Origin of the sequence: Plantactinospora sp. BB1 (genome assembly GCF_003030385.1) — a bacterium.
GTDB lineage: Bacteria > Actinomycetota > Actinomycetes > Mycobacteriales > Micromonosporaceae > Plantactinospora.
In genome coordinates this window covers 2,602,476-2,624,369 of the sequence record NZ_CP028159.1, presented here as the reverse complement: position 1 = coordinate 2,624,369, position 21,894 = coordinate 2,602,476, and the positions used below count along the sequence as shown (strand labels likewise).

The 21,894-nt window shown below is 73.2% G+C and carries 20 protein-coding genes; 14 read left to right on the top strand and 6 right to left on the bottom strand.

The window, feature by feature from the left end; translation table 11 throughout:
- Positions 1–40 precede the first annotated feature (40 nt).
- Both C6W10_RS11325 and C6W10_RS11320 read right to left on the bottom strand, forming a co-directional pair.
- Entirely contained in the window at positions 41–781 is a 741-nt protein-coding gene (locus tag C6W10_RS11325; protein WP_107258030.1) for a MerR family transcriptional regulator, read from the bottom strand.
- Between the two features lie 190 nt (positions 782–971).
- Positions 972–2,135, bottom strand: coding sequence for a glycoside hydrolase family protein (locus tag C6W10_RS11320; RefSeq protein ID WP_107258029.1), 1,164 nt, complete (start codon positions 2,133–2,135; stop codon positions 972–974).
- A 189-nt stretch (positions 2,136–2,324) separates the two neighbouring features.
- Here C6W10_RS11320 and C6W10_RS11315 point away from each other — a divergent pair, with 189 nt between their 5' ends.
- The 4 genes from C6W10_RS11315 (at position 2,325) to argS (ending at position 6,297) form a co-directional block, all read left to right on the top strand.
- A complete protein-coding gene (locus C6W10_RS11315) occupies positions 2,325–2,684 on the top strand; it encodes a GntR family transcriptional regulator (RefSeq protein WP_107258028.1) in 360 nt (119 codons plus the stop codon).
- Entirely contained in the window at positions 2,681–3,547 is an 867-nt protein-coding gene (locus C6W10_RS11310) for an ATP-binding cassette domain-containing protein (protein ID WP_107258027.1), read from the top strand. Before C6W10_RS11315 ends, C6W10_RS11310 begins: the two co-directional genes overlap by 4 nt.
- Positions 3,544–4,251, top strand: coding sequence for a hypothetical protein (locus C6W10_RS11305; RefSeq protein ID WP_107258026.1), 708 nt, complete (start codon positions 3,544–3,546; stop codon positions 4,249–4,251). The genes C6W10_RS11310 and C6W10_RS11305 overlap by 4 nt, the downstream gene beginning before the upstream one ends.
- A gap of 327 nt (positions 4,252–4,578) precedes the next feature.
- Complete coding sequence (argS, locus tag C6W10_RS11300; RefSeq protein ID WP_107258025.1) at positions 4,579–6,297, top strand: arginine--tRNA ligase; 1,719 nt, start codon at positions 4,579–4,581, stop codon at positions 6,295–6,297.
- 103 nt (positions 6,298–6,400) lie between these two features.
- On the opposite strand, the gene C6W10_RS11295 is transcribed toward argS, so the two are convergent.
- Positions 6,401–6,685 (bottom strand): hypothetical protein, encoded by a 285-nt coding sequence (locus C6W10_RS11295; RefSeq protein ID WP_234361702.1) that lies wholly within the window; start codon positions 6,683–6,685, stop codon positions 6,401–6,403.
- Between the two features lie 620 nt (positions 6,686–7,305).
- Here C6W10_RS11295 and C6W10_RS11285 point away from each other — a divergent pair.
- From C6W10_RS11285 to C6W10_RS11260, 6 genes are all read left to right on the top strand, one after another.
- Positions 7,306–8,097, top strand: a complete 792-nt coding sequence (locus tag C6W10_RS11285) for a helix-turn-helix transcriptional regulator (RefSeq protein ID WP_107258022.1) — start codon at positions 7,306–7,308, stop codon at positions 8,095–8,097.
- Positions 8,094–8,285, top strand: coding sequence for a DUF397 domain-containing protein (locus C6W10_RS11280; RefSeq protein ID WP_107258021.1), 192 nt, complete (start codon positions 8,094–8,096; stop codon positions 8,283–8,285). Before C6W10_RS11285 ends, C6W10_RS11280 begins: the two co-directional genes overlap by 4 nt.
- A gap of 17 nt (positions 8,286–8,302) precedes the next feature.
- Positions 8,303–8,494, top strand: coding sequence for a DUF397 domain-containing protein (locus C6W10_RS11275; RefSeq protein WP_107258020.1), 192 nt, complete (start codon positions 8,303–8,305; stop codon positions 8,492–8,494).
- 17 nt (positions 8,495–8,511) lie between these two features.
- Positions 8,512–8,703: a DUF397 domain-containing protein gene (locus tag C6W10_RS11270; protein WP_107258019.1), complete on the top strand. Its 192-nt coding sequence runs from the start codon at positions 8,512–8,514 to the stop codon at positions 8,701–8,703.
- 18 nt (positions 8,704–8,721) lie between these two features.
- Positions 8,722–8,913 carry a DUF397 domain-containing protein gene (locus C6W10_RS11265; protein ID WP_107258018.1) on the top strand — a complete coding sequence of 64 codons (192 nt, stop codon included), beginning with the start codon at positions 8,722–8,724 and terminating at the stop codon, positions 8,911–8,913.
- Positions 8,914–9,032: 119 nt separating this feature from the next.
- Positions 9,033–9,404, top strand: coding sequence for a YciI family protein (locus C6W10_RS11260; RefSeq protein WP_107258017.1), 372 nt, complete (start codon positions 9,033–9,035; stop codon positions 9,402–9,404).
- A 70-nt stretch (positions 9,405–9,474) separates the two neighbouring features.
- Here C6W10_RS11260 and C6W10_RS11255 read toward each other — a convergent pair whose 3' ends face one another.
- From C6W10_RS11255 to C6W10_RS11245, 3 genes are all read right to left on the bottom strand, one after another.
- On the bottom strand, positions 9,475–11,031 hold the full coding sequence (locus tag C6W10_RS11255) for a hypothetical protein (RefSeq protein ID WP_107258016.1): 1,557 nt from the start codon (positions 11,029–11,031) through the stop codon (positions 9,475–9,477).
- Complete coding sequence (locus C6W10_RS11250) at positions 11,028–13,109, bottom strand: GTPase (protein ID WP_107258015.1); 2,082 nt, start codon at positions 13,107–13,109, stop codon at positions 11,028–11,030. The genes C6W10_RS11255 and C6W10_RS11250 overlap by 4 nt, the downstream gene beginning before the upstream one ends.
- Before the next feature lie 104 nt (positions 13,110–13,213).
- Complete coding sequence (locus tag C6W10_RS11245; RefSeq protein WP_107258014.1) at positions 13,214–14,116, bottom strand: IniB N-terminal domain-containing protein; 903 nt, start codon at positions 14,114–14,116, stop codon at positions 13,214–13,216.
- A gap of 465 nt (positions 14,117–14,581) precedes the next feature.
- Here C6W10_RS11245 and C6W10_RS11240 point away from each other — a divergent pair, with 465 nt between their 5' ends.
- From C6W10_RS11240 to C6W10_RS11225, 4 genes are all read left to right on the top strand, one after another.
- Complete coding sequence (locus C6W10_RS11240) at positions 14,582–15,892, top strand: Hsp70 family protein (RefSeq protein ID WP_107258013.1); 1,311 nt, start codon at positions 14,582–14,584, stop codon at positions 15,890–15,892.
- Positions 15,892–18,504 carry a helix-turn-helix transcriptional regulator gene (locus C6W10_RS11235; protein WP_107258012.1) on the top strand — a complete coding sequence of 871 codons (2,613 nt, stop codon included), beginning with the start codon at positions 15,892–15,894 and terminating at the stop codon, positions 18,502–18,504. The genes C6W10_RS11240 and C6W10_RS11235 overlap by 1 nt, the downstream gene beginning before the upstream one ends.
- A 761-nt stretch (positions 18,505–19,265) precedes the next feature.
- The gene (locus tag C6W10_RS11230; protein ID WP_107258011.1) at positions 19,266–21,497 is read left to right on the top strand and encodes a nitrate- and nitrite sensing domain-containing protein; all 2,232 of its coding nucleotides are present in this window, start codon (positions 19,266–19,268) and stop codon (positions 21,495–21,497) included.
- Positions 21,481–21,888 (top strand): roadblock/LC7 domain-containing protein, encoded by a 408-nt coding sequence (locus C6W10_RS11225; RefSeq protein WP_234359483.1) that lies wholly within the window; start codon positions 21,481–21,483, stop codon positions 21,886–21,888. The genes C6W10_RS11230 and C6W10_RS11225 overlap by 17 nt, the downstream gene beginning before the upstream one ends.
- Positions 21,889–21,894: the final 6 nt, after the last annotated feature.

Here is a 21,894-nt window from a genome sequence, read left to right as displayed (position 1 = left end):
GCCGGATCGCCGCTCGCCTCCTCTTACCCGGGCACGCTGCTCAGGTGGCTGGCTCGTCACTCTCGCCCTGTGCGATGCCCAGGTAGTCGTGCAGCCGGCTCGACCCCTCCAGCATCGCGGTGGCCCGCTCGGTCAGCTCCAGCCGGCGGCGCTGCACCGCGGCCCGCAGCGCCGCCGTACTCCCGGTGCGGCGCAGACCGTCGAGGATCGGCCGGATCTGCGGCAGCAGGTAGCGGCTCCGCCGGAGCATGCTGATCATCTGGGCGTCCCGGATCTCGGCCGGGCCGAACCGGCGGTACCCGGTACCCGGTTCCCGCTCCGGTACGAGCAGGCCGGCGGCCTCCCAGACCCGCAGCGCCGACGTACGCACACCCAGTCGGGCCGCCAGCTCGCCGATCCGCAGCGTCAGCCGGGACACCGTCGCCGGCTCGGTCTGCTGCCCGGCGACCGTCTCCAGCGCGGTGGCGGCCTCGGCGAGCGCACGGCGCTCCTCGTGCAGCCCGGCATGACTGGCGTCGACCAGGGCGAGCGCGGACGGCAGGTCCCCGGCGTGCACCGCGTGCATGATCGACCGGGCGACGTCCCAGCCGTACCCCCGGGCCAGCGCCCGGTAGGTCAGCAGCGCCCGGCGGTGCCGCTCGTCGAACTGGCGGTATCCCGAGGCGCTCCGGGGTGCCGGGGGCAGCACCCCGGCGTCGAGATAGTTGCGGACCTGCTGGGTGGAGATGCCGGCCAGCCGGGCGAGATCGACGGGGCGGAGCCTCCGTTCCGGCCGGCTCACCGGGCCGGGACCGCCGAGTTGAGGGTTGTCAGGCGCATCCGCCCAGGATAAGCCCGGAGGTGGCCACAACCCTCAAGGCGTTTCGGAGCAGCGCTGAAAGGCGGGCCGGCTGCTCGCCGGCCGTACCGTCGAGCGGTTTCCCGGGCGATGCGGACCTGCCGGCGAGGTTGTCCGGCAACAGCGCCCGGGTTCAGCCGGCGGCCTGGAACGCCCGGCCCACGGCCGTCGGCTGGTCGCCGCCGCGGAACAGCCCGGTGCGGTCCCGGTCGGTGGCGGGCAGCCCGAACCAGGCGTACCGGTGCAGATAGGAGAGCCCGCCGAGCATCCTGGTGGCGGCGGTCAGGAAGGCGGCCTGCTGCTGCTCGCCGGGGAACCGGGTACCGCCGTTGGAGAAGTCGATCAGGGCGAACTCGGTGAGCCAGATCGGCAACCGGTAACGCTGGTACACCGCCTGGAGATACTGCCTGAGCTGGTTCACCGCGTTCGCGGTGACGAAGTCTCCCCCGTACCAGTGCAGGGCGATGAAGTCGACCCGGTAGCCGCGCGCCCTGGCGCCGGAGATGAACCGGTCGAGCCAGCCGCCGGGGGTTGCCCCGCCGAAGGCGACCGCCGGGCTGCCCAGGGTGGCACCGGTCGCCTGCAACCTGGGCCAGAGCCGCAGCGCCTCGTCCACGCTCATGTCGGCCTGGCCGGCCATGTCCGGCTCGTTGAACCCCAGCAGGTACGGCCCGGCCGCCTTCGCCTGGGCCAGGGTGCCGCTGTCGACGTTGTCCCGACCCCAGATCATCGGTACGAACTCCGCGCCCCGGGGCGTCTCGACCCCCTGGTGGTGACTGGCCCAGGTGTAGTACCAGCTCGCCTTCGAGTTCGCCAGCGCCGGGCTGACGCCGGGGAAGTTCCAGACCGCCACGCCCTTCTTGTCGGAAGTGCGCGCCGGACCACCCGCCGGTGCGGCCGGCCGGATCGACGTACGCGGCTTCGGCGTCGGCGTGCCCCGGCGCGGCGTCGGGGTGCCCCCGGTGACCGTGGGCGTGACGGTGGCGGTGGTGGCGACGACAGGTGCTCCGGCGAGGTCGGCGGTGGCGACGTCCGGAGTGGATGGTTCGGCCTGTTCGGTCAGCCGCACCGCCACCAGCACCGCCGCCACCAGTACGGCGAGCGCCGCCGCGACCGCGACCGGCCCGACCAACCGCCGTGCTCCGGCCGCCGGGGACCGGCCCGACGAGCGGGCCGGAACGGCCGCCGGACGGTTCGAGCCGGCACCCGGACCGGCACCGGGAACGGCACCCGGAACGGCGGCGCGGCCCGGGCCGAGGCCACCGGTGTCGGCTCCACTGTGGCCGGTTCCGGACATACTGGCTTCCTCCCATCGGTCGGCGTACCCGTGCGAGGGCACCGGGGACGCCAGTCGCCCGCTCAGCAGACCGGGCCACTGCCAGCGGATTACGGATTTTTCCCGCCGTCGGTTCACCGGCGTTGACGGCGACGACCGAGGGCTTCTATGGTTCTTCGGTAGAGTAAAGAACCCAAGAAGCAGGTTGACATGTTCGACGACCGGAGCCCGATCTACCGCCAGATCGCCAGCCGGATCAAGGCCGACGTGCTCAGCGGCACGCTGAAGGCCGACGACCAGGTCATGTCGACCAACCAGTACGCCGCCTTCTACCGGATCAACCCCGCGACCGCCGCCAAGGCCTTCCAACAACTGGTCGAGGAGGGCGTCCTCTACAAGAAGCGAGGTATCGGCATGTTCGTCAGCCCGGACGCCCGGGACACGCTCCGGGCCCAGCGCCGCGAAGGGTTCTTCGCAGACGTGGTCGAACCGATGATCGCCGAGGCCAGGGCGATCGGCATCCCGCTGCGCGACGTGATCCGCCGCATCGAGGAGCGGGACGGGCGATGAGGATCGACGTCGAGGAGCTGGTGCTGCGCTACGGCCACACCACCGCGCTGGACGGTCTCACCTTCAGCCTGGCCGGCGGGAAGATCTACGGGCTGCTCGGCCGCAGCGGCTCGGGCAAGACGAGTCTGCTCTCCGTGCTGGCCGCCTTCCGCCGGGAGTCCGCCGGCCGGGTCCGGATCGACGGCCGGCCCGTCTTCGAGAACGCCGCCGTCACCCGACAGATCGTCATGATCCGGGACGGCGGCGAGACGACCCGGATCGGCACCGTGGCGGACGCGATCTACTTCGCCGAGTGGCTCCGCCCCACCTGGGACGGCGAGTACGCCCGCAGCCTGCTCGACCGGTTCGCACTGAAGCCGAAGGCGCGGGTCGGCGAGATGTCCAGGGGGCAGCGCTCGGCACTGGGCGTCGTCGTCGGGCTGGCCAGCCGGGCCCCGCTGACCATCTTCGACGAGTCGTACCTCGGCATGGACGTGCCGTCCCGGTACGCCTTCTACGAGGCGCTGCTCGCCGACTACATGCGGCATCCGCGCACCATCGTCCTCTCCGCGCACCTGATCGAGGAGGTCGCCCCGCTCCTGGAGGAGGTCGTCATCATCGACCGGGGCCGGCTGGTGGTGCACGAGGAGACCGAGAGCCTGCTCGCCCGGGGCAGCGCCGTCACCGGACCCGCCGGGCAGGTCGACACCTTCACCGCCGGACTGACCGTGCTCGGCAGCCGGGAACTCGGGCCGACCAAGTCGGCGATGGTCTACGGCGAACTGGACGAGACCCAGCGCCGCGCCGCCGCCGAAGCCGGGCTGGAACTCGAACCCATCGCCATGCAGGACCTGTTCGTGCACCTGACCGGAGGGCCCCGATGAGATTCCCCAGCCGCCTGCTGGCCAGCACCATGGTGCACGCCTCGATGCTCTGGGCAGGCTTCCTCGCCGTGGTCGCGGTGATCGTGCTGGGCATCGCCGTCTTCGGCCGGGTGACCGCAAGCGCCTGGGAGAAGGCCGCGGTGTTGCCGCGCTGGTACGTGCTCTTCGTCGGCATCGCGCTCATCCGCGAGTTCCTGCCGCTGTACGTGGCGCACGGGCAGACCCGACGCCGGTTCGGCGTACACGCGGCCGTCACGGTGACCCTGCTGGCCCCGTTCCTCTCCGCCCTGCTGGTGGTCGGCTACCTGATCGAGACCGGGGTCTACTCGCTCGCCGGCTGGGAGCAGGCGCTGGACCGGACCCACCTGTTCGGCGAGCCGACCCAACTGCACCTGGTCTTCCTGGAGTACGCCCTGGAGTTCCTGGTCTGGCTGGCCGGCGGGGCGTTCATCGGTGCCGCCTACTACCGGTGGGAGGCCGGCGGCCTGCTGATCGGCATCCCGGTGGGTGCCGGGCTGATCCTGCTCACCCAGGCCATGATCGGCGCCGACTTCGGGCTGCCGGTGGTCGGCCGGATCCTGGAGTCGAACCCGCCCGGGTCGCTGGCGCTGGCGGTCGCCGTCGGGCTGGCCTCCTTCGTCACCTGCCTGGCGCTGACCTGGTCGACGATCCGCGACATCCCGCTGCGCAACAACATCGGCTGACCGGGCCACGACGACGACGGGCGGCGGGCCCCGGGTCGGTGGCCCGGATATCGGGTACGCCCACGGCGCCGATCCGGTTAGCCTGGATCCGTGGCCAGTTCCGCCGGTAGCGCGTACCCCGACCTGCCCGGTCGGGTGGTGCCCGCGTCCGGGTCCGCCCCGACCGTGGACCGACGGCGTCCGGTGGCTCGTTCCCGAGCCCGCCGAGGCCGCCTGAGCTGACCACCTGATCACTGCCGGCGGACCGATCCGCCGGTATCCCCGTACGCCGATCAGTCCGCTCCGTCCCGTCCGCCACGCGGACCGGAGCCAGAGAGGCGTACCTGGATGAATCTCGAAAGGCTGCTCACCGACCGGCTGGCGCCGTCGTTCGCGGCGCTGGCCGGCGGCCCGGTGGACCCGGCGGTCCGGCGTTCCCGGCACGCCGACTTCCAGGCGGAGGCGGCGCTGCCGCTGGCCCGCCGGCTCGGCCGGCCGCCCCGGGAGATCGCCGCCGAGGTGGTCGAGCACGCCGCACTCGTCGACCTGTGCTCGTCGGTGACGATCTCCGGCCCCGGATTCGTCAACCTCACGGTCGCGGACGACCTGCTCGGCACGCTGCTGTCGAGGATGGCCGCCGACCCCCGGCTCGGCGTGCCGACCGTGACCACCCCGGAGACGGTGGTGGTGGACTACTCGGCGCCGAACGTGGCCAAGGAGATGCACGTCGGGCACCTCCGGTCGACCATCATCGGCGACGCCGTCGCCCGGCTGCTGGAGTGGCTCGGGCACCGGGTCGTCCGGGCCAACCACCTCGGCGACTGGGGCACCCCGTTCGGGATGCTGATCGAGCACCTGCTCGACCTCGGCGAGTCCACCGCCGTCGCCGAGTTGTCGATCGGCGACCTGGACTCGTTCTACAAGGGAGCGCGGGTCAAGTTCGACGCCGACGAGGCGTTCCGGCGGCGGGCCCGCGAGCGGGTGGTGGCGCTACAGGGCGGGGACGAGGCGACGCTGCGGCTGTGGCGGCTGCTGGTCGAGGAGTCGGAGTCGTACTTCCTGGCCGTCTACGACCGGCTCGACGTGCTGCTGACCCGGGCGGACTTCGTCGGCGAGAGCCACTACAACCCGATGCTCGGCCCGGTCACCGACGAACTGGACCGGCTCGGCCTGCTCGTCGACAGCGGCGACGCGGCCTGCGCCTTCCCACCCGGCTTCCCCGGCCGGGACGGCGAACCGGTGCCGCTCATCGTGCGCAAGCGGGACGGCGGGTACGGCTACGCCGCCACCGACCTCGCCGCGCTGCGGTACCGGACCCGGGAACTCGGCGCCACCCGGCTGCTCTACGTCGTCGGGCTGCCGCAGCGGCAGCACTTCGAGATGGTCTACGCGGTCGCCCGGCAGGCGGGCTGGCTGCGGCCACCGGCCCGGGCCGAACACGTCGGCTTCGGGCTGGTCCTCGGCCCGGACGGCCGGAAGCTGGCCAGCCGGGCCGGCGACTCGGTGAAGCTGGTCGAACTGCTCGACGAGGCCGTCGACCGGGCGGCGGCGCTGGTCCGGCAGAAGAACCCCGACCTGACTCCGGACGCGGTGCTCGAACTGGCCCGGGCGATCGGCATCGGCGCGGTGAAGTACGCCGACCTGGCCAGCGACCGGACCCGGGACTACGTCTTCGACTGGGACCGGATGCTCGGGCTCTCCGGCAACACCGCCCCCTACCTCCAGTACGCGCACGCGCGGATCCGCTCCATCTTCCGGCGGGCCGGCCGGGCGGCACCGGAGGGCGTACCGGTCAGGGTGGTCGAGCCGGCCGAGCGGGCGCTCGCGCTCGAACTGCTGGACTTCGGCGCGGTCGTCGACGCCGTGGACCGGACCCTGGAGTTCCACCGCCTCGCCGGTCACCTCCACGCGGTCGCGGTCGCGTTCAGCGGCTTCTTCGAGCACTGCCCGGTACTCCGCGCCGAGCCGGCCGTCCGGGAGAGCCGGCTGGTCCTCTGCGACCTGACCGCCCGGGTACTCCGGCAGGGCCTGCACCTGCTCGGCATCGCCACCCCGGACCGGATGTGACCGCACTCCGGTCGTAGGCGGTGTGGCCCGCCCCGGTTCGCCGCCCAAGGGAAGGTGGCGAACCGGGAGCGGGCCGGTCGGGTCACGGAGCGGAGCGGAGCGGTCAGCGACGGCGCGGGACCCAGTAGAGGATCTGGCCGGTGACCAGCGCCGGATGCGTGTCGGGCAGCGCTTCCAGCGCCCGGACGAGGTGCGCGGCCAGGTACATCAGCAGTCCCACCCGGTCACCCCGGAAACCGATCAGCAGCGCCAACCGGGCCGGCGCACACGGCCACGGGTCGGCACAGGTCCGGCAGCGGTACGCCGGCGCCGGCAGGTGCCGGCCGGTCGGGTACCGCCGCCGCATCCGTCGTGCAGCCCGGTACCAGCGTTCCTGCGGCCCGATCACCTGTCACACCCGCGTACCGTGCCGGGCACGCGTGACTCGTCCCGGCTCCAGCGCACCCGTGCGCCCGTTGCGCAGATGTACGCGGCTCGGCGTGTCCCGGCCGGGGCGGCGGTTGTCCCCCCGGTACCGGATCGGCGGGGCCGGCACGTCCTGGGGCGACGGCGCCCGGGCCTCGGCGCGACGAGCGGCCCGGTAGGTCGCGCCGGTCAACGGCGGCACCACCGGCGCGTACGGCATCGGCACCAGGTCGACCGAGTCCGGACACCGCCAGCGGAGGCCACACCGGCAGTACCGCCAGAGCCGACGCCAGTTCCGGCGGTGATACGGCTTCGTCCCGCGACCGATTCTCATGCTGCCCTGCCTTCCGAAGAAAAATCCGACGGTGGAATGTGCCGGAGCCGACGTGCTGGTTGGCCATTCCGCCACCACCACATCGGTCGGACTTTTCACGTCACCGCGACAGCCCGAGGACCGCGCGGAAATGTTCGGTTCCACCCTGGACGCATAGCCCCTACGCTGGGAAGATGGCGTGCGTCTATGGATAGCGCTGGCCAATCTCTCAGACGCCTGAATGCCATTGAATAGCCGTGAATAATTGATCTACATCCTGGGGAATTCTGATGATCGAAGTACCGGAACCACTGGCCGCCTTCATCGTTGTCGAGATCCGCCAGGGCAGGCAGGCGGCCAAGATGACCCAGGAGGCGTTCGGCCGGTTGGCGAACTTCTCCGCATCCCACGTCAGTGCCGTCGAGAACCGGACCCGCGCCCTGACGATGGACTTCATCGCCGGTGCCGACCGTGCCCTGAAGACCGGCGGGGTCTACGAACGCCTCGTCGCCAAACTCGGCGCGCCGACCTGGCTGCGCGAGTGGATCGACCACGAGCGCGAGGCGGTCGCCCTGCGCTCCTTCCAGAACGCCGTGCTACCCGGCCTGCTCCAGACCGAGGCCTACGCACGCGCGGTGCTCGCCGTCGGCCTACTCACCGCCGAGCAACTTCAGCAGAAGGTCAAGGAGCGGCTCGATCGACAGTCCATCCTGACCCGCGACGATCCGCCTCAGGTCATCTCGATCGTGGACGAATCCGTGATCCGTCGGGTCATTGGTAGCCGCGAGGTGATGCGGGAACAGATGGCGCATCTGCTCAAGCTGAGCACCACCCCTCTGGTGCAGATACAGGTAGTACCCGACAGCGTCGGGGCGTACCTTGGGCTCAGTGGACCGTTCGTGGTGGCGACCCTGCCCAGCAATGCAGACGTCGGTTACATCGACAGCCAGTTGCGCGGAAAGGTGGTCGAGCAGGCCGCCGAAGTGTTGCAGTTGCGTCGGGCATGGGATGCGATCCGGGGCGGTGCGTTGCCAGTTCCGCAGTCGACCGAGTTGATCACGAGGGTGATGGAGCAGCTATGAACCTGACCGCAGCCGAGTGGCGCAAGAGCACGCGCAGCAGTCCCAACGGCGGAGACTGCGTCGAGGTCGCCCGCAACCTCCCCGGCATCGTCGCCGTACGGGACAGCAAGGACACCACCGGCCCCGTACTCGCCTTCGCACCAGCCGCATGGCGGGCCTTCGTCAACGAGGTCACACACCGCCCGTAGGCAAGGATGGAACAGTTATGAACCTGACCGGCCCCGAGTGGCGGAAAAGCACGCGCAGCAGCACTAACGGCGGAGACTGCGTCGAGGTCGCCCGCAACCTGCCCGGCATCGTCGCCGTACGCGACAGCAAGGACACCACCGGCCCCATACTCGCCTTCGCACCAGCCGCATGGCGGACCTTCGTAAACGAGGTCACACACCGCCCGTAGGCAAGGATGGAACAGTTATGAACCTGACCGGCCCCGAGTGGCGGAAAAGCACGCGCAGCAGCACTAACGGCGGAGACTGCGTCGAGGTCGCCCGCAACCTCCCCGGCATCGTCGCCGTACGGGACAGCAAGGACACCACCGGCCCCGTACTCGCCTTCGCACCGACCGCATGGCGGGCCTTCGTGACCGAGGTCACACACCGTCCGTAGCCAGGGATGGGACGGCAAATGAACCTGACCGGCGCCCAATGGCGCAAGAGCACGCGCAGCAGCCCCAACGGCGGGAACTGCATCGAGGTCGCCCGCAACCTGCCCGGCATCGTCGCCGTACGCGACAGCAAGGACACCACCGGCCCCGTACTCGCCTTCGCACCAGCCGCATGGCGGACCTTCGTCACCGAGGTCACCCAGGGTTCTTAGCGTCGAACGACGGAAGTCCCGTGGAGAAACTTTCTGGCAGGGCGTCGGTTTCGGGACGGGTCGTTCGTAGCACAGGTGACGGTGGCCGGAGGAGGCCGCCGGAACAAGGGAGTTCTGGGATGACCCGATACCTGATCTCGTTCGACGACGGCGCGATGGACCACATCCCCGCCGGGGAGATGCCCGACGTGGGCAAGGCCGCGCACGCGGTGATGCAGGAGGCTGTGAACGCCGGCGTGTTCGTGTTCGGCGGCGGACTGGAGCGGCAGCGGGCGAGCATCGTGGCCACGGACGGGACGGTCACCAACGGGCCTTACCCGGAGACCAAGGCGGTCGTCGGCGGGTTCGTGGTCGTCGATGTGGTTGCACACGAAGAGGCGCTGACCTGGGCTGCCAAGATCGCCGCCGCCTGCCGCTGTGCCCAAGAGGTCCGGGAGATCATGCCCGACCCCGAGACCGACGCGATGCTCCGCGAGGCCGACAGGCGATGACGAACCCGTAGCGGATGATCCCGGGGGTCGGGCGTGCGACGACGCGCGATCCCCGGGCACTGGCCGGAGGTCAGGAGATCTCGGCGAGCATCCCCTCGCAGCTGCGTACCACGACCCGGGCGGCGCGCCGCTGGTCGACGCCGCGCAGCGGGTCCTCGGCCAGCTCCTGCCAGCGGCGTACCGCCGCCGAGCCGCGCGCCCACAGCTCGTCTCCGGTGACGTCGTGTTCCACGCCGAGCCGGGCCGCCAGGCTCGCCCCGTCCCCGCCGATCAGCCGGTTGGCCTCGGCGGCCAGCTCCGGGTCGAACCGGAGCTGCCCGCCGAGCAGCGCGGCCGAGAGCCGCAGCTCGCGGAACTCGTGCGCGCCGGCCAGTACCTGTTCCAGCCGGGCCAGCAGCTCGGCGGCGCCCGGCCGGGGTTCGGCCCGGAGCAGCGACTCCAGCGCCATCAGCACCGCCCGGGCCTTCAGCACCGGGGCGCGGTCGACGAAGTACCGGGCCATCGACTCGCGCAGCTCGGTCAGGCCGCTGCGCCGGACCAGCTCGGCGGCGAGCCGGGCCCGGCTGTCCGAGCCGGTCCGGACCAGCGTGGTCGACAGGCGTACCCCGAAGATGCCGAGCCGGTCGAGCAGCCGGCGCCGGATCTCCACGTCGAGCGGGATCGGGAATTCGGCGGCCAGGAAGCGGTCGGTGGAGAGCAGCAGCCGGTCCGTCTCCGCCCGGGGCAGCCCGGCCAGCGCGGCCAGCGCGGCGTACTCGGACTCGCTCAGCATCCGGCCGGCGAGCGCGACGAGCCCGCCGAGCGCGACCACGCTCAGGCAGTGGGCGTTGACCCTCGGGTCGCGGCGGTGCCGGCGGGCGAGCTGCCGGGCGGTGAGCAGCGCGTCGACCCGGCCGCCGCCGAGTTCGTCCACCCTGGACAGCACCAGGAGTACGTTCACCGGCGCGGCCCGGGCCACCGAGCCCGGCTGTGCCGCCTGGAACGGCCGCAGGTCGTCCCCGCTGCCGTCCCGGCTCAGATAGAGCACGGCGTCGGCCTCGTGCACGATCCGCTGCACGGTGGCCGCGCCGCCACCGGCACCGCCGACCAGTTCGGCGTCCCCACCGGCGGTCGGCCCCGCCGCGAGCGCCAGCCGCCCCCGCCCGCCCCCGGCATCCTCGCCGACCGTCCGATCGTCGGGTCGGTGGCTGACCGCCGGAGTGTCGATCAGTACGGCGTGCCGCAGCGCCCGGGTCGGCCACTGCACCACGATGTCGTCGACCTGGTCCCACCGCCCGCCGCCGAGGTCGACGCGCATCCCGCTGGCGGTACGGGTCACCGCGAGGTCCCGGGGCGCGCCCCCGGCCGGGTACGCGGTGACCCGGGGTTCCGGCCCGTCCTCGTACCAGGTGAAGACCTGGCGGCCGTCGGCCACCTCGACCGGTGCGACCGCCTCGCCCATCACGGCGTTGACCAGCGTCGACTTGCCGGATCGCCAGGGCCCGGCGACGGCGATCCGCAGCGGCTCCTCGAACCGGGCGAACTGCCGGTGCAACTGCTCCACCGCCCGGGGGTCGTTGCCGTAGACCTCCAGCGCCTCGTGCACCAACCCCCAGGCCGCCTCGTCCAGCCGGCCCACCCGGCTCACCCGAGCCCACCCCCGTTCGGGCTGACGGACCCGGACTCCAGGTTGCTGCGCGCGGCGCCGAGGGACTGCGCGCCGGCCAGCGCCTGCGCCTTCTCGTAGAGGTCGGCGAGGCGTTTCATCTCCAGCGCGATCCGGCGCTGTCGCTGGTCACGCTCGGCCGCGTCGGCCTCGGCCGCCTGCTTCGCGGTCCGGAACGACCGCACGATGCCCTCCTGCAACTCCTCGGTCAGCGCGGTGAAGTGGTCCCGGAGCATCCGCTGCACCTGCCGGGCGGTGTCCTTGCAGTCCTTGCTCAGCCGGAGGAAGAAGTCGTCGACGTGCCGCTGGGTCGCCGTCTTGACCGCCGCCTGCCGGCGTTTGAGCAGCGACTTTCCCTCGTCGCGGACGCTCTTGCCGCCGAAGAGCGCGCCGGCGCCGAGCGAGATCGGGTTGATCAGCGGCATCCCGGCCAGCGTGGTGGCCAGGCCGAACATCAGCACACCGCCGTACGAGCCGCGCAGGCCGGTGACGAGTTTCTGGGTCCGGGTGAACTTCTCCACCGTCGGCTGCTCCATGATCTGGATCCGGTCGCTGAGGTTCTCCGGTACCCGTACCGACCAGCTCGGCAGCGCGTCGAAGCCGTACCGGTCGAACTGGCTGGCGACCCGGTTGGCGATCCAGCCGCAGCGCTCGGCCAGCCAGGCGTAGTTCGCCTCCGCCGCGTCGGTGAGGTTCTCGGTCAGCCACTCCTGGAAGGTGTCCCAGCCGGTCAGCGGGTCGGCCTTGTCGAACGCCTCGTCCACCTTGCGCAGGATCTGCCGGGTACGGTCGCGCAGGTCGTACTCGACGTCGGAGATCAGGTCCGCCATCTCGTCGTTCAGGGTGTTCTGCCAGCGCACCGAGCAGCGGCGCAACTCGTCCACCTCGCGCTGGGCGGCGTGCAGCTTCGTGATCGGGCCGGACCGCTCGACGTCGATTTCCTTCGACACCGCGAGTTCGGCGCGGAGCGGCGCCGCGAGCTGCTCGAGTACGGTCCGGGCGCTGTGCGCCACCGCCGCCCGGGCCAGCGCGTCGGCCTTGCCGGCCTGGTCGCGCTTGATCCGGTTGAGCAGCTCCGGGAAGTGCGACTCGGCGTTGAGCTGCTTGTCGTTGCTCCGGGCCGCCTGTAGGCGCAGCGTCGCGGAGACCGGGATCAGCGCCGCCGGTACGCCCGCGTCGGCCAGGTGCTGCCGGTTGCGCTCGACCACCGTACGCCAGTGCGGCACCAGGTCGATCTTGCTCTGCACCACGGCCAGGTTGGCGTGCGACTGCGCGATGTGCAGCAGCAGATTCAGCTCGGCGACCGAGAGTTCCCGGGTCACGTCCGAGACCAGCAGCACCAGGTCGGCCTGGTTCGGGGTGGCGGCCGGACTGATCGCCCGACCCGGGTCCGTGCCGTCCACCCCCGGCGTGTCGACGAGGACGAGCCCGGAGGCGAGCAGCGCCCGGGGAATGCCGATCTCGGCGTGCTCCAGCCCACCGCCCGGGCGTCGGCGCAGCGTCCCGCCGCCGACCGTACGCCCACCGCCGTCCGCCGAGCCGGCCGGTACGTCGCCGATCCCGCCGCTGCGGCCGCTGATCCGCGCCACGATCTGCTCGATCGGTACGGCGATCCGCTGCGCCGGGCCGGGCACCGCCGTGCCGGGGCGCGCACCCGGCAGGGGCTGGCCGGCCGGACCGGTCCGCTCCGGTGGCCCCGGTGGGGCGTCTCGTCGCCGGCCGGCGGGGCGCTGCGGATCGGAGCCGTCCACCGGCCGCCCCAGCTGCTCCGGTGCCTGCGGGGGGCTCCAGACGAGCGCGGCGGTCGGCGCCTCGGCGTGCCCGACCACGGTCGGGATGGTGGTGCTGATCCCGTCTCCGACCGGGCAGACCGAGGCGTTGAGCAGGGCGTTGACGAGCTGGCTCTTGCCCTGCTTGGGTTCGCCCACGATCAGCACCCGCAGCCTCGGGTCCAGCAACTGGGCTCGTCGACGCCGAAGCCAGGAGATCAGGTCGCCCCGACCGTGCGCGCCGGAAACCCGCACGATCTCGTCGAGTACGTCAAGCCAACTGGGCGCCATCACCGCACCAAGTGTGCCGGTTGCGCCGGAATTATCAAGAGGACCGAAGGCCGGACCGTGGGACCACGGTCCGGCCTTCGGTGGGCCTCACGGACTTCCCGCGCTCAGAGAAGGTCGTCCGTGATTCCCAGGAGGCCGCCGGAGGTGGAGGCGTCTACTTCTCCGGCGGTGCCGCTGTCACCAATGACACCGGAGGTGGTGTCACTGAGCGTGTTGCCGAGGCTGCCGGTCAGGTCGGACACCGTGGAGGTGGTGTCCTCGAGCACCGGCGTGCCGGTGGAGCCGAGTGGTTCGAGGTCGAGTGCGTCGCCGACCCCGGTGACGGTGTCGGTCACGCCGCCGACGGTGTCCGTCACCCCGCCAACCGTGCCGGTGACGCCGAGCGAGTCGACGAGCCCGGTGACGTCGTCCAGCGTGCCCCGCACGGTGTCACCGGCGAAGTCGACCAGGCCGATCTGGCCGCCGTCGACGGCGTTTCCGGGCAGGCCCTCGGGGGTGCCGACCACGCCGGTGGTGTCGGTGAGCGTCGGCTCCACCACCTCGGAGTCGAGGGTGTCGGCGACGTCCACACCCGTCGGCACCAGCGGGTCGACCAGACCCAGCGGGTCGGAGAGCTGGTCGGTGCCGAGCCCCGGCAGGACGCCGCCGAGCGCACCCGGCGCGACGCTGATCGCACCCAGCGTCGCCGCGCTGACGTCCGAACCCGACGAGTGCGTGGAGACACCGAGCTGCGTGGCCACGCTCTGGAGTTGGCCGATGACACCGCCCGGGTCGAGCTGGAACTGACCGAGGCCCACGTCCTCGCCGACCGGCGCCAACGAGGTGAGGCCCTGCACCGGCGCGTAGTCCACGACCAGCGGCACCACGTCCTGGACGTCCGCGACGCTGATGTCCGCCAGCCCGGCGTCGCGCAGCGTGCCCTCCGGGTCGATCTCGAAGGCCGACCGGGCGTCCGGGTTGGTCAGCAGGTTCAGCACGAAGTCGTGCAGTGTCTGGGGCGAGCCCATGTGCCGGTCTCCTCGGTGCGGTCGCCGCCCGGCGCGGGTCCGGAGCGGTGTCGTGGCGGCGACGGATCCGCGTCCGGTGGGAGCGGACCCGTCTGAGGTGGCGCAGGTGGTGCGGGGTGTGGCACAGGTGGTGCGGGGGTGGAGCCTCCGGCGGCGGCGCGCTGCGTTGCACCGCCGCCGGATGTCTGAAGCAGACGCTAGACGGAATCGGCCGCGCCGGACATCGGGGACGACGCCGGGGTTGCCCGGCCGGTTCGCTAGGGCCGCGCCTTAGATCTGCGTTAGGGGCATAGGGGATGCGTTCCGGCAGAGTTAGGGTCCCGATGGCGGATAGATCTCTGGTACGAAAAGATGACTCCCTAACGGCCCACCGGGCGATCCCAGCCGCCCGGGGTCGTCCCCGGTGAGGCCACGAAACGGTACGCGCCGTCCCGGGGTCATGACTCGCGGTGAAGGAATGGTCGGATGCCCTACGTCCTCGGAATCGATATCGGCAGCACCGCCACGGCTGCCGCTGTCGCCCGGCTCCGGGGCAGCAACTGGGATCCCCCCGAACCCGTCCGGCTCGGGCCGGCCGGGCACACCGTGCCCTCCGTCCTGCTGATGTCGACCAACCGGTCGATCACCGTCGCCGACCCCGACGAGTACGACGGTCCCGTCGACAGCGGCTGGGTCGCCCGCGACTTCGGCAACCGGATCGGCGACGGCGTACCGCTGCTGGTCGGCGGCGAGGCGTGCTCGGCGCAGGCGCTCACCGCCATGCTCGCGATGTGGGTGGTCGAGCGGGTCGTCGACCAGAAGCGCGAGCGTCCGGAGTGGATCGTGCTCAGCCACCCGGCCGGCTGGGGCGACTACCGTCGACACCTGCTCGGCGAGGCGCTCTGGGACGTCGGTCTCGCCGACGTCTCCCTGCTGCCCGCACCGGTCCTCGCCGCCGCCAGCCACGCCGCACACGGCTTCTCCGGCCGTACCCTCGCCGTCTACACCCTCGGCGGGCAGACCTACTCCACCGCCGTCGTCGACCGGGCCCAGCCGCTCGGCTTCGACCTGCGCGGCGGGGTGGCCGACGCCGAACCGCCCGCCGGAGCCGACTTCGACGAGGCGCTGGTCGAGCACGTCCGCACCAGCCTCGCCAAGGAACTTGCCGACCCGACCGACCCGCTGGTCCGGCACGCCCTGCTCGGCCTGCGCCGGGAGTGCCGCCGGGCCAAGGCCGAACTGACCGTCGCCGACACCGCCGACGTGCTGGTCCGGCTCCCCGACCGGCAGACCCGGGTGCCGGTGAGCCGGACCGAGTTCGAAGACCTGATCCGGCCCGCCGTCACGCTGACCGTGGACGAGCTGACCCGTACGGTCCGGTCCTGCGGCCTGGCACCGCACCAGCTCGACGGGGTCCTGCTGGCCGGCGGCTCGGCCCGGATCCCGCTGGTGCGGGAACTGCTCGCGGCCCGGTTTCCGGTACCCGTCGAGGTCGAGGCCGACCCGCAGCTCACCGTCGCGGCCGGTGCGGCGGTGGCCGGCTGCCAGCTCCTCGACCGGCAGCGGGGCAACCGGCCGCCGCCGCGCCCGCCGGTGATGCGCCCGCCCCGACCCGGCGCCCGGCGCGGCGAACCACCGGCCCGCCGGCAACGCGGCCGCTCCGGCGACGGCCGCGAACCCGCCCGGTACGACGAGGAACGGCCCCCGCTGCCGCCCCGGCCACCGATCCGGATCACCCCGCTGGAACTGCCGATGCGAACACTGTCCGGACGGGTGGGCTCGGTGAGGACGACGTGATGCTGCGCACCGACACCGAAACCCCACTCGTACTCGACGAGCAGACCACCGCCTTCCTCAACCGGGTCGACGCCGACCCGCAGGCCCCGCTCTGCACCGCCGTACAGGCGGCCGGCGGGCACGGCAAGACGGCCGTACTCGCCCGGCTGCGTCGCGGTTACCGGCAGGCCGGCGTACCCGTGCTGGACTCCTGGCGGGAGCTGGCCGGTTCCGGCGACCCCGACTGCGTCGTACTCGTCGACGACGCCCACCTGCTCGACGCCGCCGCCCTGGCCGAGCTGCGCCGGCTGGCCGAGACCGGCCGGGCCCGGCTGGCGGTCGCGTTCCGGCCCTGGCCCCGCCCCGCCGGCCTGACCGAGCTGGCCGAGGTACTGCACCGGGGCGGTCCGCCGGTGCTGCCCGGCCCGTTCACCGAGGCGCGCACCGCGGCCTACCTCGGCACCACGTACGGGTCGACGGTGCCGCCGGGGGTCGCCCGGCTGGTGCAGGAACAGACCGGCGGCGTACCCCGGTTCGTCGAGTGGCTGGCCCGGGCGCTGCGCCTGGCCGACCGCCGGCCCACCCGCGCGGAGCGGCCGCCCACCGGTGCCGAGCGCCCGACGCCGACCCTGGAGGTGCCCCGCTCGGTGCTGCTCCAGTTCGCGCCCGAGCTGGAGAACCTCGACATCGAGGTACGCCGGCTGCTGCTCGCGATGGCGGCCGGCCCGGCACTCCCCACCGACCTGCTCGGCGCGCTGCTCTCCCGGCAGCCCGACGAGCTGGACGAGTTGCTGGCGGCGGCCCGCGCCGCCGGGCTGCTCGGGCCGGACGACCGGCTCGCCCCGATCGTCCGGCGCGCCATCGCCGCGCTCAGCCCGGCGAGCCAGCGGGCGGCGGTCTGGCAGCGCCTGGCCGAGTTGCAGCTACAGCGCGGCGGGCGGGTGCTCCCGCTGGTCCGGTCGATGCTCGACGGCGGTTTCGGCGGCAGTTGCCCGCCCGGCGTCGCGGAGGCCGCCGGTGACGAGGCGCTCGGCGACGACCCGGCGCTGGCGGCCCGGCTCTTCGCGGTCGCCGGAGCGGCCGGGCGGCCCGTCGCGGCCCGCCGGGCGATGGCGGCGGCGCTCTCCGCCGACCTCGACTCCGCGCTGCGGCTCGCCGACCGGCTGATCGCCACGCCGGACTCGCCGGACCGGGCCGACGGGGCGGCGGTCGCCGCGACCGCGCTGGTGCACCGGGGCCACACCGATCGCGCGGTCGAGCTGTACCGCTGGTCCGGCACCCCGTCGTCGCTGGCGTTCGCGGCTCTCGGCGCGGCCGGCACCGGCCGGGTCGACCAGCTCGACCGGATCCTCGCCGATCCGCCCGCCGACGGTCCGCCGACGCTGCTCGCCAGCGCGGCACTGCTGATGGCCCGGGGACTGAAGGAGACCCTCTCCGGCCCGCCGACCGCCGCGCTCTCCACCCTGGTGCAGGCGTCCGCGCTGCTCGAACCGGCCGGCCGGTCGGTCCTGCTGCCGGAGACCCCGGCGGCGCTGGCCGCCCTGGTGGCGCTGCACTGCGGTGAGCTGGACATCGGCGAGCGCGCCCTGGACCGGGCCGTCGCCGCCGGGCTCGGCGCGACGTTGACCGCCCGCCGGCACCGGCTGCTCCAGGCCTGGCTACTGATGGTCCGGGGCCGGGCCACCGAGGCCGCCGCGCAGTTGGCGACGGTCGCCACCGGCCCGGTACCGCTGGAGTCCCGCGACCTGATCTTCGCCGCCGCGCTGGAACTCGGCACCGCCCGCCGCAACAGCGACCTGCCGGCCTTGCAACGCGGCTGGGAACGCGCCCGGGAGGCGGTGGTACGCCACCCGGTGGACCTGTTCACGCTGCTGCCACTCGGCGAGTTCGCCATCGCCGCCGCCCGGCTCGGCGAACTCGACCGGCTCGCCCCCTATCTCGGCGAGGCCCGGGACCTGCTCGCCCGGCTCGGCAACCCAGCACTGTGGACGACTCCGCTGCACTGGAGCTGCCTGCACGCCGCGATCCTGGCCGACCGGCCGGCGGTGGCGGACGAGCACGTCGCCGCGCTGGCCGCCGCCACCGGCCACACCCGGTACGCCTCCGTGGTGGCCGCTGCCGGGCAGAGCTGGGTCGAGGTGCTGCGCGGCGTCGTCGACCCGGTCCGGGTGGAGGCCGCCGCCCGGGGCCTGCACGGCATCGGCCTCTGCTGGGACGGCGCCCGGCTCGCCGGTCAGGCCGCCATCCGCACCTCCGACCGGAAGGCGATGACCACCCTGCTGGACTGTGCGCGGATGCTCCAGGGCCGACCGGCCGGGGCGAAGGGCGGGACCCGGCCCACGGGTACCGGAGCCGCCCAGGTGGCGGACGCGATCGCCGTACCGGTGGAGAACCGGCTCAGCGAGCGCGAGCGGGAGGTCGCCGAGCTGGTACTCAGCGGCCTGACGTACAAGCAGATCGGCGACCGTTTGTTCATCTCGGCGAAGACCGTCGAACATCACGTGGCCCGGATGCGTCAGCGGCTGAACTGCGCCAACCGTGGCGAGCTGCTGGCCAGGCTGCGCACCATCGTCGAGGAGCGCTCCGGCGGTCGACCGGCCGGCTCGCCCTGGCCACAGCGGACGGCACGGTGAAGGGGGCGGCGCGCCGGGTAGCGGCGCTCGGCTCCGGGCTCCGGCGAGGGGGCGCGCTCCCTACCCCCGCCGACGCCGTGCCGGTGAACGGTCCGGTCGACCGGTCGGGTCCGGCGGACCAGCCGGCCGACCGGCCACGGCCGGCAGAACAGCACCCCGACCGGCCGCGCCCCACCGAGCAGCCGAGCGGCAGGCCACGGCCACCGGAGCAGTCGGCCGGCAGGCCACGGCCAGCAGAACAGCCGAGCGGCAGGCCGCGACCACCGGAACAACCGGGCAGCAGGCCACGACCACCGGAACAACCAGCCGGCAGGCCACGGCCAGCAGAACAGCCGAGCGGCAGGCCGCGACCACCGGAACAACCGGGCAGCAGGCCACGACCACCGGAACAACCAGCCGGCAGGCCGCGACCAGCAGAACAGCCGGGCAACAGGCCACGACCACCGGAACAGCCGGGCAGCGGGTCGCGGCCGCCGGAACAGCGCGGCAAGCGGCCCCCACCGGTGGCACGACCGGCAGACCCGAATCGGCCGGGAGAACAGCCGGGCAACAGGGTACGGCCGGTGGAGCACCCGGGTAACCGGCCTCGGCCGGCGGAGCGGCAGGTACCCGACGGCAAGCCCGACCCCGGACCGGGGCCTGCGCGCGGCGAGGCTGGGACGGTCGGACGCGGCGGGGCCGGGGCGCCCGAGCCACCATCCGTAGCGCCGCCAACGCCAACGCCGCCAACGCCGACGCCGACGCCGACGCCGAGTCGGATCATGGTCAAGGCCGCCGCCCTGCTGGTCGTGCTGACCGTGCTCTGGGGTTACGCCACCTTCCTGACCGCCCGGGACGCGATGGACCTGCTCGCGGTCCGTACCCTCGGCAGCCAGCTCGGCCAGCCGACCGACGCGCTCATCCTGGCCCTCCAGGCGGAACGCCGGCTCAGCATGGTCGAGCTGGCGGCACCGGGGCGGCACCGGGCCGCCCTGCTCGAACAGCGCAGCCGCACCGACGCGGCGGTCGGGGCGCTGCGGCGGTTCACCGGGGGAACGGATCTCCGGCTGATCACTGTTGGCGGGGTCCGGGAGCGGGCGGCGGAACTGGTCCGGCGGCTGGACGACCTCCGGCCGCTCCGCGACGACGTCGACGGCGGCCGGGTGGACCGGGCCAGCGCCGCCGCGTCGTACGGCAGCATCATCGACGCCGGCTTCGCCGTGTACGGCTCGCAGTGGGCCAGCCGGCGCAGCGACCTGATCGAGGAGACCCGTACCCTCCTCGCGCTCTCCCGCGCCGCCGAGCTGCTCTCCCGGGAGGACGCTCTGGTGGCCGGGGCGCTCGCCTCGCCCCGGCTGACCGAGGCGGAGCACGCCCGACTGGTCGACCTCGTCGCGGTGGCCCGGTTCGTCCGGGCCGAGGCGGGGGCCGGACTGCCCGAGGCGGGGCGGGCCGGCTACGAGCGACTGGTCACCGGTCCGGTCTTCGCGACCCTGCACGCCGCCGAGACGGAACTGCTGGAGGCCGACTGGGACGGCGGTAGCCCGCCGGTCCAGCCCGCCCGCTGGCAGGCGGCGACCGAACCGGCCCTGTCCGAGCTGCGGACCCTGGTCACCGTCGGGGTCCGGGACAGCGTCGACCGGGCCACCCGGGGCGCGGCCGGGGTGGCCGCCCGGGCCGGCCTGGTCGGCGGTCTCGGCCTGGTGGTACTCGTCGCCGCCGCCGTACTGACCCTGCGCGGCACCCGGCGGGTCGTCGCCCGGCTCGACGAGCTGGGCAGCGAGAACGCCGCGCTGGCCGGTGCCCGGGACGACCTGGCGACGGAACTGGCCGCCCAGCGGGACCGGGCCGCCAAGCTGACCGACCGGGCCGCCAAGCTGACCGACCGGGCGGCCGAGCTGGCCGCCCAACGCAAGCGGCTCGCCAGCCAGCGGGAACAGCTGGTGGCGCAGACCGGACGTCGGCAGGCGGAGACCGAGCGGGTGGCCGAACGGGCCGCGCAGATCTCGGCCCGGCTCGCCGCACACCAGCGGGCCAGGGAGGTCAACGTCTGGTTGACCCGGGAGAACCAGAGCCTGCTGCACCGGCAGATCGGTCTGCTCGACGCGATGGAGCGGCGGGAGACCGACACCGAGGAGCTGGCCGAGCTGTTCCGGCTCGACCACCTCGCCACCCGGATCCGGCGCAACGTGGAACAGTTGATCAGCCTCTCCGGCGGTACGCCCGGCCGGCGCTGGCGGCGACCGGTGCCGCTGGTCGACGTCGTCCGGGGCGCGGTGGCGGAGGTGTCGGACTATCCACGGGTACTCGTGGCGCCGAACTGGTCCGGTTCGGTCGCCGGGCGGGCCCTGCCCGACCTGATCCACCTGCTCGCCGAGGTCATCGAGGCCGCGCTCTCCGGGTCGGCCCCGACCACCACGGTCCGGATCGCCGGTGAGGTACGCGACGACGGTCGGGCGATCATCGTCAGCGACGACGGCGTGGGCCGGGGGGCCGCCGAGCTGGACGCCGTCAACGAGTTGATCAGGGATACGCCCAACACCGGGCCGCTCAACGGCGCCGTCGGGATGTACGTGGTCGGCCGGCTCGCCCGCCGGCACGGCGTCACCGTCGAATTGACGGCCGGGCCCCGGGGCGGTACGGCCGCGATCGTGCTGGTGCCGGCTACTCTGCTGGTCGAGACATCCGAGCCCGAACCGACTCCTGCCCCGGGCACCACCACCGCCTCGGGGCGGCCGACCGACAGCGGCGTCGTCGGACAGTCGACTGGTGCGCCCCGACCCGGGGCGGCCCCGGCTCTGCCGGTTCGGGTACGCCGTCCGGACCCGGACACCCCGGTCGGCACCCCGAGTCGGGCCGCCGGCCCCGCTCCGAACGGCGCGCCCGTCCGGCGTGCCGCAACCGACTGGTCGGCGACGATGGAGCTGCCGGTAGCGCTCCCGGCACCCGGTGCCGACCAACCCGAAAGCAGCGAGAGGACGACAGGTGACTCACGCAGTGGTCACGACGGATAACCTGGTCCGGATACTCGACGAATTCGTGGACCGGGTCTCGGCGGCCGAGCATGCCGTGGCACTCTCCCCCGACGGGCTGCTGCTCGGGGTCTCGCAGGGGGTCGGTGGCGAACTCGCCGACCAGCTCTCCAGTGTGGTCGCCGGTTTGCAGGCGTTGGCCCAGGCCGCCGCCCGGTATTCCGGCCCCGGTGGGGTGCGGCAGGTCATCGTGCAGATGCACCGCGCGTTCCTCTTCGTGGCCGCGACCCGGGGCGGCGCGATCCTGGCCGTGCGGTTCGCCGGGGACGCCGACGTCGACGAGATGGCGTACGAGGTGGCGTTGGCGGCCGGCCGGGCGGACTCGCACCTGCCCACCTTTCCGGTACCGGCCGATGACCTGACCGGGGGGTGACACGCG